General features: G+C 64.8%; 14 protein-coding genes. 6 read left to right on the top strand and 8 right to left on the bottom strand.

What is annotated here, in order from left to right; translation table 11 throughout:
• Positions 1 to 12 precede the first annotated feature (12 nt).
• Positions 13 to 1,374 carry a hypothetical protein gene (locus tag JQ572_RS22740; RefSeq protein WP_211385059.1) on the top strand — a complete coding sequence of 454 codons (1,362 nt, stop codon included), beginning with the start codon at positions 13 to 15 and terminating at the stop codon, positions 1,372 to 1,374.
• Between the two features lie 218 nt (positions 1,375 to 1,592).
• Here the strand turns inward: JQ572_RS22740 and JQ572_RS22735 are convergent, their stop codons facing one another.
• The gene (locus tag JQ572_RS22735) at positions 1,593 to 1,952 is read right to left on the bottom strand and encodes a hypothetical protein (protein WP_211385058.1); all 360 of its coding nucleotides are present in this window, start codon (positions 1,950 to 1,952) and stop codon (positions 1,593 to 1,595) included.
• Between the two features lie 232 nt (positions 1,953 to 2,184).
• Here JQ572_RS22735 and JQ572_RS22730 point away from each other — a divergent pair, with 232 nt between their 5' ends.
• On the top strand, positions 2,185 to 2,502 hold the full coding sequence (locus tag JQ572_RS22730; RefSeq protein ID WP_211385057.1) for an antibiotic biosynthesis monooxygenase family protein: 318 nt from the start codon (positions 2,185 to 2,187) through the stop codon (positions 2,500 to 2,502).
• Positions 2,503 to 2,762: 260 nt separating this feature from the next.
• Here the strand turns inward: JQ572_RS22730 and JQ572_RS22725 are convergent, their stop codons facing one another.
• Positions 2,763 to 3,206 carry an RbsD/FucU family protein gene (locus JQ572_RS22725; RefSeq protein WP_211385056.1) on the bottom strand — a complete coding sequence of 148 codons (444 nt, stop codon included), beginning with the start codon at positions 3,204 to 3,206 and terminating at the stop codon, positions 2,763 to 2,765.
• 164 nt (positions 3,207 to 3,370) lie between these two features.
• On the opposite strand from JQ572_RS22725, the gene JQ572_RS22720 reads away from it, so the two are divergent.
• The gene (locus JQ572_RS22720; protein ID WP_211385055.1) at positions 3,371 to 5,182 is read left to right on the top strand and encodes a caspase family protein; all 1,812 of its coding nucleotides are present in this window, start codon (positions 3,371 to 3,373) and stop codon (positions 5,180 to 5,182) included.
• Between the two features lie 286 nt (positions 5,183 to 5,468).
• Here the strand turns inward: JQ572_RS22720 and JQ572_RS22715 are convergent, their stop codons facing one another.
• The 4 genes from JQ572_RS22715 to thiD form a co-directional block, all read right to left on the bottom strand.
• Positions 5,469 to 6,452: a threonine/serine dehydratase family protein gene (locus JQ572_RS22715; protein WP_211385054.1), complete on the bottom strand. Its 984-nt coding sequence runs from the start codon at positions 6,450 to 6,452 to the stop codon at positions 5,469 to 5,471.
• Between the two features lie 63 nt (positions 6,453 to 6,515).
• Positions 6,516 to 7,559: a glycosyltransferase family 4 protein gene (locus tag JQ572_RS22710; protein ID WP_211385053.1), complete on the bottom strand. Its 1,044-nt coding sequence runs from the start codon at positions 7,557 to 7,559 to the stop codon at positions 6,516 to 6,518.
• Positions 7,560 to 8,372, bottom strand: coding sequence for a UDP-2,3-diacylglucosamine diphosphatase (locus JQ572_RS22705; RefSeq protein WP_211385052.1), 813 nt, complete (start codon positions 8,370 to 8,372; stop codon positions 7,560 to 7,562). It lies immediately after the preceding gene.
• Between the two features lie 205 nt (positions 8,373 to 8,577).
• Positions 8,578 to 9,378 (bottom strand): bifunctional hydroxymethylpyrimidine kinase/phosphomethylpyrimidine kinase, encoded by an 801-nt coding sequence (thiD, locus tag JQ572_RS22700; RefSeq protein WP_211385051.1) that lies wholly within the window; start codon positions 9,376 to 9,378, stop codon positions 8,578 to 8,580.
• Positions 9,379 to 9,647: 269 nt separating this feature from the next.
• Between thiD and JQ572_RS22695 the strand changes: the two genes are divergently transcribed.
• On the top strand, positions 9,648 to 11,627 hold the full coding sequence (locus JQ572_RS22695) for a PAS domain S-box protein (RefSeq protein WP_211385050.1): 1,980 nt from the start codon (positions 9,648 to 9,650) through the stop codon (positions 11,625 to 11,627).
• A gap of 269 nt (positions 11,628 to 11,896) precedes the next feature.
• On the top strand, positions 11,897 to 12,142 hold the full coding sequence (locus JQ572_RS22690; protein ID WP_045008738.1) for an Lrp/AsnC ligand binding domain-containing protein: 246 nt from the start codon (positions 11,897 to 11,899) through the stop codon (positions 12,140 to 12,142).
• 24 nt (positions 12,143 to 12,166) lie between these two features.
• Here the strand turns inward: JQ572_RS22690 and JQ572_RS22685 are convergent, their stop codons facing one another.
• Positions 12,167 to 13,096: a c-type cytochrome gene (locus JQ572_RS22685; protein WP_211385049.1), complete on the bottom strand. Its 930-nt coding sequence runs from the start codon at positions 13,094 to 13,096 to the stop codon at positions 12,167 to 12,169.
• A 155-nt stretch (positions 13,097 to 13,251) separates the two neighbouring features.
• Here JQ572_RS22685 and JQ572_RS22680 point away from each other — a divergent pair, with 155 nt between their 5' ends.
• Positions 13,252 to 13,668: a CHRD domain-containing protein gene (locus tag JQ572_RS22680; RefSeq protein ID WP_211385048.1), complete on the top strand. Its 417-nt coding sequence runs from the start codon at positions 13,252 to 13,254 to the stop codon at positions 13,666 to 13,668.
• Between the two features lie 81 nt (positions 13,669 to 13,749).
• On the opposite strand, the gene JQ572_RS22675 is transcribed toward JQ572_RS22680, so the two are convergent.
• Complete coding sequence (locus tag JQ572_RS22675; protein ID WP_211385047.1) at positions 13,750 to 15,033, bottom strand: cystathionine gamma-synthase family protein; 1,284 nt, start codon at positions 15,031 to 15,033, stop codon at positions 13,750 to 13,752.
• Positions 15,034 to 15,214: the final 181 nt, after the last annotated feature.

The raw sequence follows: 15,214 nt of genomic DNA, 5'->3' as shown, positions 1-15,214 counted from the left end.
GACGAGATTGTCATGGCCAACGAAGCATTCGCCCTCTCGCCCATGTCTGCCCGCGCGGCCGAGCCGAACGAGCAGGATTACGACGCGATCCGCGAAGCCTTCATGGAGACCGCGCGCGGCCGCTGGTTCCTCGGCGAATATGCCAAGCGCAACCGCAATGCCGACACGGCCATGGTGCTCAATGCGGTCGCGAAAATCGAAGAAACCCTTGCGGCACAGCGACAACCCGTCGTCGAGGACCGCCTGCCCGAAGCGCTGGTCGAGATCCGCCGCGCCATTCGCGAAGCCGAGACTATCGCGATCGCGGCCGTCGATCCCGCGGCGATCGAGGCGATCCTCGCTGCGATCCCGCGCGGCGTGCGCATCATCAAGGAGATCTCCTGGCGCTGGCGCGAGATCGGCGCCGACGGGCGAATCTGCGACCTGATTGATTCGCAGCTCGCCTCCATCGAGGCGGCCTGCGGACAGGTTTCGACCATCGATCCCCGCGTCGAGCTCCAGGCCGCATTCGATCTGCTCAGGGATCGGATCGAGCAGCTGGAGGCCGACGGCGACACGAAGCCGCAAGCTGCGGTGCGGCCCTCGCCGGCTGCGGAGCAGAACGCAGCATCGCCCGTGGCGGACGCATCGCCTGCGGAGGTCGCGCCTGCCGCGATGGCAAGCGAAGCGCCCCTGGCTTTTACGGAGCCGCCGCAGGACATCGCCAAGGCCCCCGAGCCCGAACCGGCCGTGGAGACGGCCGGCGCCGCCGAAGCGTTCGTCGTCGCCGAGGAGGCAATGAACGCCGCCGCCGGGCCCGAGATCGCCGCCGAGAGCGAGATCGCGCCTGACGACACCGCTATTGCAGAGCCCGCCGCCTTCACGGAGGTGACCGACGCGTTTGCGCCGGATGCCGCCGCGGAAGCCGAGGACGAAGCCATACTTGACGCCATCGCGCTGGAGATGGCTGCACCCGATCCGGAGTTCGACGAGATCATCGAGCCCGTCGAGATGGAAGCGGCCGTTGCGGACCCGATGGTTGCGGAGGCCGCAGCGCCCATTGCCGCCGAGATGCCGAAACCGATCGCACCGGTGATGGAAGAGCCCGCCGAGGAAGCGCCGATCGCGATGGAATCGCTGGCGCGCCTCACCAACGCCATCGCGGAAGCCGCCGCCGAAGTGATGGAGCAGCCGGCCCCTGCGATGGCCGCCACGGCAACATTCGCCGCGGCGCCGACCGCATCGCTTCCGATGCCCTCACCGGTCCCGGAAGCCTCGCTCGGCGCCACCATCCTCGCCAGCGGCATTTTGCAAAAGCCCCGCGCGGCAGCGAACGACCCCCTCGCGCCGATCCGCCGCATGACCCAGGCCGAGAAGATCGCGTTCTTCTCGTAAGGGAACGCAGCATACTCGGTCTCGTGTCCCGGACGCGCTGCAACGCCCTTGGCGTTGCTGCGCAGAGCCGGGATCCCGCAAGCAACGAATTCCTGTGCAAGATGGGCTGCAGCTTTGCAGCGCACCGCTGAAGTAGCGCTACACTGCGTCAGGGGCGCAGAAGGAGAGTGAGGCGCGCGCTCTCGCAATAACGGACTAGCCGCCGCCTGCTCGCCCCATCACCCGCAATTCCAGACCGCGCCGATCGGTGTTCGAGTCCAGCACGGACCGAAGCTGCCGCCGTTGTAGCGGCCGCCGCCGAAGCCGGGCCGGCCGAAATAATGCCAATCACCATCCCAGCCGTAATATTGCGGAACCGGGTCGATGTACCAGTGGCGCCGGTCGTTGCGCGACAGGCGCCGCATCGCGTCCTTCTGCTTGTAGAGCGGAATGCTGTTGCTCAGCGGCTGACGATAGCCCGGCAGGAAGCCGTAGCCTTGCCAGGCCTGCTTGTGGCGTTTCTGGATTGACGCAGCGGGGGCGACAGCCGGCAGCAGCGACAGGACAATAGCGACAGATAGACACATAAGGCGAGACATGGACCGATCATAGACAGTCGGATGCCGGCAGGCCATTCAAATTCGGGGCGAAGTTCATCGCAACCGGGAATTTCGGGCGACATCCGACGATCGATGTTTCGACGACGAGGAATTGACACACGCCGAAACAACCCGTGCACGAAAACAATCTCGCCTGGCGCGATGTAACAAAGCCCCCCGCGAAACCGAAGAGGTCGGGGACGGAAATTCCATCACCGAAGGTTGAGGACACATGATTGGCGAAGTGATTGTCATTGGCGATCTACAATTGCGGGACGGCGCCTCTGTCGACGAACACGACCGCCTCGGCGGGCGCATGTACGATATCGTCAGCCGTCTTCCGGGCTTTCTGTCGATCAAGTCGTTCAAGGCCGATGACGGCGAGGAACTCACCGTGTTCCGTTTTGCCTCGGAGGAAGCGCTCGAAGCCTGGCGCACCCACCCCGAACACGTCGAGACGATGAAGCGGGGACATGCCGAGTTCTACGCCAGCGGCTTTCTGCAGATCTGCAAGGTGATCCGCGAAGTCGGCCCTTTCAGGCACAGCTGATCTCGTCCGGCGTCACAATATCATCGACGATCTCTGCGGCCGGCGCCCTTGCGGATCGGGAAACGGGCCACGACTATAGAGCACCGGGGCCGATCATTCGCACGCCCGAGGTGGATGCCGTCGCCGCCCGCGTGGACGATTTGATCATCCGGCCCGGCGGCGTGCTGCGCCATCGCGAATGGGGGCTCTACGAGGTCGGAATATCCGGCCTGACGGTCTTCTTGTGCGCATCGGCTGGCCGTCCCAATTGATGACTGACCCTAGCTGATCACGCCCTTCCTGATCAGGAAGCAGCCATAGCCTCTGCAGTCGCCGACCTGGACCACGCCAAAGCTCGCCGCTGCCGCGCGATAGAAGTCAGGGCGTGAGAGCTTTCCGGGAACGACTGGGCGGCCGACGGTGCGTTCGATCTCGGCCAGCACCGCGCGCTGCACGTCGGGGACGCGGTCGGGGTCGTCGACCGGCATCATCACGCGGACCGGATCTGGATCGAAATCGTCGAGCGGATAGACCGACATGATGGCGCGGATGGCGGTCTCCATGCTCATGCCCGGCAGATGGATCAGGCGCTGCGATGTGGTGCTCTGCGCGATGCGGGTGGCCGGGTGGTTGGCGTCGACGAAAACGAGGTCGTCGCTATGGCCCATGGAAGCCAGCAGCCAGAGCAGATCAGGCGTCAGGATCGGATCGATCGATTTCAGCATGTGACGGACTGTCCTCCCATCGGGCGCCAACCTGACCAGGTTCCAAACGTGATTCAGATCACGCAGCCTATCATGGTGATCACGATCACGGACCACAAGCTCGAACGCGGCCAAGCTTCCTCGCAACCAATCTCGCATCGAGATCAGTGCCAAAGGAGCACGCCATGTTCCGCCTAAAGCCTTTCCTGATGACGGCTAGCCTGCTGGGAAGCCTGTTCGGCTTCGCCTGCGGCCCCGTTTCCGCGCAAGTCGCCCCGGTCGAGCCGGCCCCCACCGCGTTGCAAGGCCCGGAACAGCGGGTGGCGCTGGTGATCGGCAATTCGAACTACCAGAACGCGCCGCAGCTCGCCAACCCCGACAATGACGCGGAGTCGATGGCGAAGTTCCTGAATTCGGCCGGGTTCGAAGTGGTGGCCGCAACCGATCTCGGCCAGAACGACATGCTCCGCGTGGTGCAGGACTTCTCCGCCAAAGTGTCCGCGCGCGGTCCGAACACGGTGGCGATGGTCTACTACGCCGGTCACGGCGTGCAGCTCGCCGGCGAGAACTACCTCGTTCCCGTCGACGCCAAGGTCTCGAGCCAGACCGAGCTCGTCAACAACTCGGTTCGCCTGGTCGACGTGATGTCGACGCTGGAGACGATCCCGAGCCGCATGCGCATCGTCATCCTCGATGCCTGCCGCAACAACCCGTTCCCGAACGTCAACGACGCCGGCCGTGGCCTTGCCATCGTCGATGCGCCGAACGGTTCGATCGTCGGCTACTCGACCGCGCCGGGCGCGGAAGCGCAGGACGGTACCGGTGGCCACAGCCCCTACACCCAGGCCTTCCTGAACGTCGCGCGCGAGCCCAACGTGCCGATCGAGCAACTCTTCAAGCGCGTGCGTCTCGAAGTGAACCAGAGCACCAGCGGCGCGCAGATCCCGTGGGAGAGCTCGTCGCTGACCTCCGACTTCACCTTCTTCGGCGACACCGCCGTTGCCGCCAACCGCGCGCCGGTGAATGCGCCTGTCGTGCAGATGGCCTCCAACCTGCCGAGCCGCTCGACCCGCCAGGCCTATGATTACGTGGTGTCCGAGGCGCGGCCGGAGTACTATCAGGAGTTCATCCAGATGTACCCGCACGATCCGCTGTGCGACCACGTCCGCTGGCTGCTCAACAACCTGCTGCTCACGCAGGCCTGGCACAAGGCGGTGCTCGCGAACTCGCCGATCGGCTACAAGAACTTCTACGACAGCTACGGCAACACCCCCTATGCGCAAGTCGCGCTGAAGCTCGAAGTCCAGCCGAAGCTGGTCCCCTTGATGCAGGCGACCAGGTTCCTGGCGCCGCAGAACGTCAACCCGACCTTCAAGGTCGGCAATCTCGGCCAGCCGAAGTACATGCCACTGATGCAGCAGGGTAATGGCGGTGGCCAGATGGGCGGCAACCTGCCGATCATGCAGAAGCCGGGCGACAACAACGGCATCGGCAAGCTCGGCAACGGCGGTCAGATCGTCAACCTGCCGGCGGGCAACAACCAGCAGAACGGCACGCCGTCGCAGACCCCGGGCAAGATCGTCACCCTGCCTGCGCCGACCAACACGACCAACACCAATGGCGGCATCGGCAAGATCGTGACGCTGCCGGCGACCAACATTACGCAGAACGGCGGCAACAATGCCGGCACTGGCAACGGCACGACCAATGCCACTCCCGGCAAGATCGTGAGCATGCCGGTGAATGTCGGCAAGGGCGGTTCGACCGTCGAGACCAACCCCGTAAAGGTTCAGACCCAAAACAACCCGATCCGCGTCAACAACGGCGTCAAGATCAACACCAACCCGGTCAACAAGGTGCAGGTCCAGAACAACAGCCGGCCGCAGTTCAACACGACCAACCGGATGGTCAACAACAACGGCAACAACTTCCGCCAGTCGATGAACCAGTCGCCGAGCATGGGCGGCGGCAACAACCATCGCGGCTTCATGCACTGATCGCGGTCGGCCACACAACGACAAAGGGGCAGAGCGGAAACGCTCTGCCCCTTTCATGTTCGGGGAATAGACGTGATCAGCTGCATCGCGGCCTGTCCTTACCAGGTGGCCTTTGGGCGGCCTGAGCGCGCGCCTCGTCCTTCGAGGCGACCGCTTCGCGGTTTCCTCAGGATGAGGCTCGAAGGCATCGGTACCGGCTGAAAGTGCTGCTGCGCATTTCGTCCTCATCCTGAGGAGCCCGCGAAGCGGGCGTCTCGAAGGATGGATGGGCCACAGGAAATTGTTCTCAGGCCACCAGCTCGGCGAACAGATCGGCGTCGACGTTGCCGCCGGAGAGCACGATGACGACGTTCTTCCCGGCAACGTCGAGGCGGCCCGCGAGCAGCGCGGCCAAGCCCACCGCGCCGCCCGGCTCGACCACGAGCTTCAGCTCGCGATAGGCAAAGGCGACGGCCGCACCGACTTCCTTGTCCGACGCCGTGACGCCGCGTGCGAGCAGCTTGCTGTTGATGGCGAACGTCATCTCGCCGGGGATCAAGGCCATCAGCGCATCGCAGATGGTGCGGCCGGCCGGCGCATGCGGCTCGCGATGACCTGCCGTCAGCGACAGGCCGTGATCGTCGAACGCCTCGGGTTCGGCCACCACGATCTGGGCCAGCGGATAGCGCGCCTTCACGGCGGTCGCGACGCCTGCGATCAGGCCGCCGCCGGAGGCCGGAGCCACCACGATGTCGGGGCTGAGGCCGAGCGCCGCCATGTCCTCCGCGATCTCGCGGCCGGCGGTGCCCTGCCCCGCGATCACGAAGGGATCGTCATAGGGCCTGACCAGCGTCGCGCCGCGCTTCTCGGCGATGCCGCGCGAGATCGCCTCGCGGTCGTCGCGGTCGCGATCGTACAGCACGACCTCGGCGCCGTAGGATTTGGTGCGCTCGCGCTTGGACAGCGGCGCATCCGCGGGCATCACGATGGTCGCCTGCATGTCGAGGATTTTTGCGGCGGCCGCCACGCCCTGGGCGTGGTTGCCGGAGGAGAACGCGACGACGCCACCGGCGCGCTTGTCCTGCGGGATCGATGCGACCTTGTTGAAGGCGCCGCGGAACTTGAAGGAGCCGGTGCGCTGGAGCATCTCCGGCTTCAGGAACACCTTGGCACCGACGCGCTCATTGAGCACGGGAAAGGACAACAGCGGGGTGCGGACGGCGAAGGGCGCAATCACGCGCGCTGCGGCATCGATGTCGGCAGGGCCGATCGGGAGGAGCTGTTCGGTCATGGCAGATGTTATCCCGGCGGATGAGGCGTGGGCAAGACACCTCCGCGCGAGGGTTTCCACCTCTTAGGCAACGAAACGTGGCTGTTCCGCGCCGTTTCGCCCTGGCAGCATGGCTCCGACCGCCCTGATGCTGTCCACAAACGCCCGGGCCGAGGCCTCCCAGGTGTAGTCGGCGGCAAATTCGACGCAGGCCTGCCGGGAGATGTCGAGCGCGGCGAAGCAGGCATTGCGCAAATCGGGATCGAGGGCGCCGACCGGCGCATCGCCGATCACGTCGCGGGGCCCCTTCACCGGGAAGGCGGCTACCGGCAGGCCGCTTGCGAGTGCTTCCAGCAGGACCAGGCCGAAGGTGTCGGTCTTGCTCGGAAACACGAACACATCGGCGGCGGCATAGATGTCGGCCAGTTCGTCGCCGTGCTTCTGCCCAAGGAAGATCGCGTCGGGATAGGCTTCTTCCAGCACGGCACGCGCCGGACCGTCGCCGACGATCACCTTGGTGCCGGGCAGATCGAGTTCGAGAAAAGCCTCGAGATTCTTCTCCACCGCAACGCGCCCGACCGAGAGGAACACCGGTGCCGGAAGGCAGAGATCAATCGCGCGGGGATGGAACAGTTTTGTGTCAACGCCGCGCGGCCACAGCACGACATTGGCAAAGCCGCGCTCGGTCAGCTCGCTGGCGAGCGCAGGCGTTGCCGCCATTACGGCGCGGCTTGCCCCGTGGAAACGGCGCAGCGCCCGCCAGATCAGGGATTCCGGAACCGGCACCCGGGCGCGGACGTATTCGGGGAAACGGGTGTGGAAGCTGGTCGTGAACGGCAGCTTGCGCTGGCGGCAATAGCGGCGAACCATCAGGCCGATCGGCCCTTCCGTCGCGATGTGGATGCTGTCGGGGCGCGCTTCCTCGATCAGCTTCGCGATCCGTGCCGGGCGCGGCATCGCGAGCCGGACGTCGCGGTAGCTCGGCATCGCGAAGGTGCGGAACGATTGCGGCGTCAGGAACGTGAACTCGACGCCGAAGCCCTTGGCGGCGTCAGCAAGCTTGGTCAGCGTCCGAACCACCCCGTTGACTTGCGGGTGCCAGGCGTCGGTCGCGACCAGGATGCGCATTCAGGCTGCCCTTGCTGCGACCTGCGGAACTTGTGACGGCTTCTGCACCTGATCAGCCCAGGTGATGATCTCGAAATGACCGTCGTCGTGCTCGACCAGCGCCGTGCAGCTCTCCACCCAGTCGCCGCAATTCATGTAGCGGATGCCGCCCTCGTCGCGGATCACGGCGTAGTGGATGTGGCCGCAGATCACGCCGTCGGCGTCGTGGCGCCGCGCTTCGGCGGCGAGCGCCTGCTCGAACGCGCCGATATAGTTGACCGCGTTCTTGACCTTCTGCTTGGCCCATTGCGACAGCGACCAGTACGGCACCTTGAACATGCGCCGGAAGAAGTTGACGAAGCGATTCATCTGGATCGCGAAGTCGTAGGCCTTGTCGCCGAGATGGGCGAGCCAGCGCGCGTTCTGCACCACGAGGTCGAAGATGTCGCCGTGGATGACGAGATAGCGCTTGCCGTCGGCGCCGGTGTGGACGGTGTTCTCGACCACGTCGATGCCGCCGAAATGCGTGCCGTAGTAATTGCGCAGGAACTCGTCGTGATTGCCGGGGATGTAGATGACCTTGGCGCCCTTGCGTGCCTTGCGCAGCAGCTTCTGCACCAGGTCGTTATGCGATTGCGGCCAGTGCCAGCTCGATTTCAGCGCCCAGCCGTCGACAATGTCGCCGACGAGATAGATCGTATCGGCATCGTGGTAGCGCAGGAAGTCGAGCAGAAGGTCGGCTTGAGAACCGCGGGCTCCGAGATGAACGTCGGAGATGAACAAGGTGCGAAAGCGCCTTTCAGGGCTCTCGTCACTCACATCGTAACTTCCCATGCGACATGCCTGTAACAAGATCCCGTGACAGGGGGATGACCGATTGAACTTTTGAGGCACCCTCAGATACGAATCACGCCTTGCCTCGCCCCCCCGCGAATATCAGTCGCATGCGACAATCAGGCGACATGAAGCGGCAATGGCTGCCCGCAAAAAGCCCGGGCCCCGTGGCCCTATTGGTTAACGGCAGCAGCCGTCGCGCCGCTCAGTAAAACTTGTGGAAATGATGGATCGGCCCGTGGCCGTGGCCGACGCCGAAGCGGTCGGCGGCCGCGATCGCGGCGCTGATCCAGGCCTTGGCGCTACGCACGGCGTGTTCGAGGTCCTCGCCTTTCGCCAGCCCCGCGGCGACCGCCGAGGACAGCGAGCAGCCGGTGCCATGGGTGTTGCGGGTGGCAATGCGCGGCGCGGCGAGCGCGATCGTGTTCTCGGCATCGACGAAATGGTCGATGCTCTCGGCGCCCTCGCCGTGCCCGCCCTTGATCAGGACCGCGCGGCAGCCCAGCGCCAGCAGCCGGCGCCCCTGGCTCTCGATCTCCGTCTCGCTTGCCGCGACCGCCTCGTCGAGCAGCGCCGCGGCCTCGGGCAGGTTGGGCGTGATCACCGAGGCCAGCGGCATCAGCTTCGTCCGCAGGGCGTCGATGGCTTCGGACGCGAGCAGGCGATCACCCGACGTCGCCACCATCACGGGATCGAGCACGATATGCCGGGGCGCCCAGTGCGACAGCGCGGCTGCGATCGCATCGATGCTGGCGACCTGGGCCACCATGCCGATCTTGACCGCGCCGACGTCGAGATCGGAGAACACCGCGTCGATCTGCGCTGTGACGAACTCGGCGGGCACCGCGTGAATGCCAGTGACGCCGCGCGTGTTCTGCGCCGTCAACGCCGTGATGGCGGACGCGCCATAGACGCCGAGCGCGGCAAAGGTCTTGAGGTCAGCCTGGATGCCGGCGCCGCCGCTCGAATCGGAGCCGGCAATTGTGAGAGCGACAGGCGTCGTCATCGCCGGAACCATTCGCTTGAGAGGGGCATCGCCATGATCTGTCCTAGCGCGACCACGGAACGCCAGCAAGCCGGGCCGGCCGGCGAATCAGCCGGTCTTGGCCCGGTGCCGCGCTGTCGTCCCGCAATCGTGCACAGATTGCAAAATATGTCCTTATATCGTCTTGACCCTTGGCGTCCGTATCGCGGAGTGAGACGTTGGTGCTGGAATCATCCAGCGACACCAATGTTGCAGGCCGCCCCGGCCCGCAAGCCGGTCGGAGTGGAATCATGTGGGCCTACTTCGAACGCATCCTCGACTCCTCGATGTTTTCACCGCACGGCATCTGCCTGCTGTGGGAGCCCGAGCTGATCTGGCTGCACGTGGTTTCCGACGCCCTCATCGCGGCCGCCTACTTCTCGATCCCGTTCGCCCTCACGATCCTCGTCACCAAACGGCGCGACCTCCAGTTCGGCTGGGTCTATTGGGCCTTCGCAATCTTCATCATGGCGTGCGGCCTGACGCACGTGCTGTCGATCTACACGCTGTGGGTTCCTATCTACGGCATCGAAGGCATCGTCAAGGCGGCGACGGCCGTCGCGTCCGTGGTCACTGCCGGTGCGCTTTGGCCGCTGTTGCCGAAGATCCTGGCCATCCCCTCCCCGTTCGAGCTTCAAAAGGTCCAGGCCGCGCTCGAGGAGGAGGAGATCAAGAGCCGGGATGCGGCGCAGCTTCTCGGCCAGGTCCGTGAAGCCCAGCGCGCGCTGCGCGAGAGCATGACGCGCCTCACCGCCGTCGTCGACACCGCGGTCGACGGCGTCATCCTGTTCGATGCGCAAGCCCGCATTCTCCTGTTCAATCCCGCCTGCGAACGGTTGTTCGGATATCGCGTTGACGAGGTCATGAATCATGACATCGGCATGCTGATGACCGACGAGAAGAGACCCTCACCCACGGGTCATACGCGGCGTTTTGCAACCGGGGAAGCCGCCGGCCTGCGCAAGGACGGCTCGACCTTTCCGATGAATCTGTCGGTGGGCCAGGCATGGCAGGACGGCGAGCTGATCTACGTCGGCATCGTCCACGATCTGACCGCGCGCAAGCTGACCGAGCAGCAGCTCCAGCAGGCGCAGAAGATGGAGACGGTCGGCCAGCTCTCCGGCGGCATCGCCCACGACTTCAACAATCTCCTCACCGTCATCATCGGCAACGCCGAGCATCTGAGCGAGCAGCTCAAGGCCCGGCCCGATCTGCGGCAGTTTGCCGACGACATCTGCGAGTCCGGCGAGCGCGGCGCGGAGCTGACGCAGCGGCTGCTCGCATTCAGCCGCCGCCAGCTGCTCCAGCCGCAGACGATCGATTGCCGCGAGCTGCTCGAATCCATGCTGAAACTGTTCAAGCGTACCTTGCGCGAGAACATCGAGATCAAGACCGCGTTCGGTCCCGGCACGATCCAGGCCTTCGCCGACCGCGCCCAGCTCGAATCCGCCGTGCTGAACCTGGCGCTGAACGCGCAGGACGCCATGCCGGCCGGCGGGCACTTGACACTGAGCACGGAGCTGGCCGCGATCGACGAGGACTATCGCGCCCTGCACCCGGAGGTGATGTCCGGCAGTTACGCCCTGATCTCCGTCACCGATGACGGCGAAGGCATGAGGTCCGACGTGATCGAACACGCCTTCGAGCCGTTCTTCACCACCAAGGAGGTCGGCAAGGGCTCGGGCCTCGGGCTTAGCATGGTCTATGGCTTCGCAAAGCAATCCGACGGCCATGTCTCGATCTACAGCGAAGAGGGCCTGGGAACGACGGTCCGGATCTACCTGCCGCGCGCCGGCGCCGCACATTCCCTCGCAGATGTGCAGGAGAGCGAAGAGGCGGTGCCGCTGGGCCACGAGACCATCCTGATTGCGGAGGACGATCCGTTCGTGCGGTCCTCGGTCATCGTCAGGGTGGAAGCGCTCGGCTATCGCGTGGTCGCCGCCGTCAACGGCAAGGAGGCCTTGCAGCGGCTGCGCACCGATCCCGGCATCGACATGCTGTTCACCGACATCATCATGCCGGGCGGCTTCAGCGGCTGGGATCTCGCCGATCAGGCCCGGCGGATTCGCCCCGGTCTACCGGTGTTGTTCACATCGGGCTACGCGCTGGAGACCCTGGTCGAGCAGGGCCGCGCGCAGGCGCAGGCGGTCGTCCTGACAAAACCCTACCGCAAGGCCGAGCTGGCGCAGCGGCTCAGGGACGCTTTTGCCGCGGCGACGGTGACCTCATAGGGCATCGCGGAGCAATCGCACTTGATATTTGGCAGCACGCCTCGCCCTTCGAGACGACCGCTGCGCGGTCTCCTCAGGCCGAGGCTAACTGCCATCATTGCCCCTTGAAACTGCCGCCACCCACTCCGCCCTCATCCTGAGGGCCCGCCAAGGGCGGGCGTCTCGAAGGATGGCCGCGGGCGGCTTATCCCCGCATCCGGACCGGCCGCTTGCTAAATCCGGCCGGGTTTGGCCTATTAGCCTTCAGATATGCCTTCGGAGTGACTGCAATGGTTCCCTTTTTCGTCCAGATCAAATGCAAGCTCGGCCAGTCCTATACGGTCGCCAATGCGCTTGCCGAAGCCGAGATCGCCTCCGAGATCTACTCCACGGCCGGCCACTACGATTTGCTGGTGAAGTTCTACGTCGACAACGACACCGACATCGGTCACTTCATCAACGAGAAGGTGCAGGTGCTCCCGGGCATCCAGGACACCCTCACCATCATCACCTTCAAGGCGTTTGGCGCGAGCTAACCATCCGGAAAGGGGCGGGCCTCGTCAGGCGCCGCCCTCCTTGCGCTTGGGGCGCGGCGGGCCGTCCACCGGCGGCAGCGACTTGAGATAGTCCGCCATCGCCGCAAGATCCTCGTCCGACAATTGCGAGGTGTTCTTGATCACGCGCGTCATCGCGCCGCCGACGCTGTCGCCGTCGGGCAATTCACCGGTCTTGAGGAAATAGGCAATATCCTTCGCGCTCCACTCGCCGAGGCCCTTCTGGGTGATGTTGGGCACCCATCCCTCGCCTTCCGGATTCGGCCCGCCGGCAAAGCGTTCGCCGGAGATAATGCCGCCGAGCGCGTTGCGCGGACTGTGACACTCCGCGCAATGGCCCAAGCCGTTGACCAGATAGGCGCCGCGATTCCATTGCGGTGACCTGGTGCCGTCGGCGACCAGCGGCTTGCCGTCCATGAACAGAAATTTCCAGATGCCGATGTTGCGCCTTATGCTGAACGGAAAGCGCACGTCGTGGTCGCGTACCTTGCCCTCAACAGGCGGCAGCGTTTTCAGATAGGCGAAGAGATCGAGCAAATCCTCGCGCCTTGCATGCTGATAGGACGTATAGGGAAACGCCGGAAAGTAATGCTGTCCGTCCGGCGACACCCCGTGCATCACCGCGTTGAGGAAATCGGCGTCGCTCCATTTGCCGATGCCGGAGGTCCGATCGGAGGAGATGTTCGGCGCGTAGAACGTTCCGAACGGCGACTTGATGGCGACGCCGCCGCCGAGCCTGGTGCGGTCGGGCTGGCCGGGAACGGCATGGCATGAGGCGCAACCGCCGGCGTTGAACATCACCTCGCCGTTGGCGAGATTGGGGACATGGGCAGGCGCAGTGCCGGCGGCGGCCACCACCGGCGCGCTGAGCCACCAATAGACGCCGGCGGCGGCGAGTGCGGCGAGCAGCACCACGGAAATTGTTCGTCGCAACATGCAGTCCTTTCAAACCTTGCGGAGAACCTTATGATCGATGTCTTCGCCGCTCCAGCCACGAAGAATTTAGCTCGCCGCGGCCTGAAACGGGAATAAAGTGAGATGCCGGCTGTTGGAAGTTTGGCAGCCCAAACGGGTTCAGCAGGGAGAGAGTCATGAACAAGACCGCTATCGCCATGTCAGTGCTAGGTGCCGTTGCGTTTGCCGGTTCGGCCAACGCGGACAAGCTGAAAGCAACGCTTGACGCCAAGTCCGAGGTGCCCGCAACGACTAGCAGCGGCACTGGAACGGCCGATCTGGACTACGACGCCGCCAGCAAGAAACTGTCCTGGAAGCTCACTTATTCGGGCCTGTCCGGCCCCGCCACCGCCGCCCATTTCCACGGACCTGCCGAAGCCGGCAAGAACGCCGGCGTCGCGGTCCCGATCCCGGGCGCCGCCAAAAGCCCGGTCGAGGGCTCCGCGACGCTGACCGACGCGCAGGCCGCCGATCTGCTCGCCGGCAAGCTCTACGTCAACATCCACACCGCGGCCAATCCGGGCGGCGAGATCCGCGGCCAGGTGACGAAGTAATTCTCGAGGCTGTTTCGTCGGCGAAGGCCGGACGCTGGAGAGGGCGTCCGGCCTTTTCGATTCGACAGGACCCGATTGCGCTCAAGCCGCGTTCAGCGCCTGCGAGAGATCGGCGATCAGGTCCGACGGGTTTTCGATGCCGATCGACAGCCGGATCGTGGAATCGAGGATGCCGATCTTCCGGCGGATGTCGGCGGGAACGCCGGAATGGGTCATGGTAGCCGGCAGGCTCGCCAGCGATTCCGTGCCGCCAAGGCTCACCGCCAGCTTGAGTATCTGCAGCGCGTTGAGGAATTTCACCGCCGCCCCCTTGCCGCCGACGATGTCGAACGAGAACGTGGATCCTGCCCCCAGGCATTGCCGCGCGAACACTTGTCCGGCCGGCGAAGCTTCGTCGTGATGACCGAGGTAGTGGACCTTGGCCACCTTCGGATGATCGCGCAGATAGTCCGCCACGACACGCGCATTCGTATCGGCCTTCTCCATGCGCAGGCTCAGCGTCTCGAGCGACCGGTTGATCATCCAGCAGGAATGCGGATCGAGCTGGGTGCCGATGGCGCCTCTCAGCGCCTTGATGCCTTTCACGACCGCCCTCGCTCCGAGCGCGGCGCCCGCGATCAGGTCGGAATGACCGCCGACATATTTCGTGAGCGAGTACAGTGAGATGTCCGCGCCGTGCTCGATCGGCCGCTGAAACACCGGCCCGAGCAGCGTATTGTCGCAGGCGATGATCGGAACGTGTCCCTGGCGCTTTCCGATCGCCTCGGCGATACGGCGCATCATCGCAACGTCGACCAGCCCGTTGGTCGGGTTGGCCGGGGTTTCGATCAGGATCATCGAAACCCGGCCCTTGCCCATGGCCTCCTCCGCGGCCTGGCTGACCACGGCTTCATCGACGCCATCGGCGAAGCCAACGGCGCCGATCGACAGGCGCGAGAGCGTGTTCGTCAGCAGGGTTTCCGTCCCGCCGTAGAGCGGCTGGGAGTGCAGAATGACATCGCCAGGGCGGACGAAAGCCAGGATCGTGGTTGCGATGGCCGCCATCCCGGATGAGAACAGCGCGCAGCTCTCGGTGCGCTCGTAGATCGCGAGCCTGTCCTCGACGATTTCGCTGTTGGGATGATTGAAGCGCGAATAGACCAGGCCCGCGCCCATCCCTTCCGGCGGCTCGCGCCGGCCGGCGACGAAATCGAAAAAGTCCTGGCCGTCCTCGGCCGTCCTGAACACGAAGGTCGAGGTCAGGAACACCGGCGGCTTGATGGCGCCTTCCGACAGTTGCGGATCATAGCCATAGGTCAGCATCAGCGTTTCCGGATGCAGCATATGGTTGCCGATGTGAGTCTTCGACGGGAACGGTTTTGCCATGGCCTGTCTCGCTGTTCCTGATTGAGCTGTTCGCCGCGTGCTGGAACTCCGTCGAGTGGAGCGGTAAGGGAGCGAGATGCGCCAGCATCCAATGGCTCACATCACTGTCGCGGCGGCTGGAGCAAAGATAGCTGCTCCAACGACGATCCGTCAGGCCTTGCGAACAGAATTTCCTGCTGCG

This window comes from Bradyrhizobium sp. SZCCT0153 (assembly GCF_018129995.1).
Classification (GTDB): Bacteria; Pseudomonadota; Alphaproteobacteria; order Rhizobiales; family Xanthobacteraceae; genus Bradyrhizobium; species Bradyrhizobium japonicum_G.
Note: the sequence above shows the minus strand (reverse complement) of the source record. Positions and strands in the feature narration are given on the sequence as shown.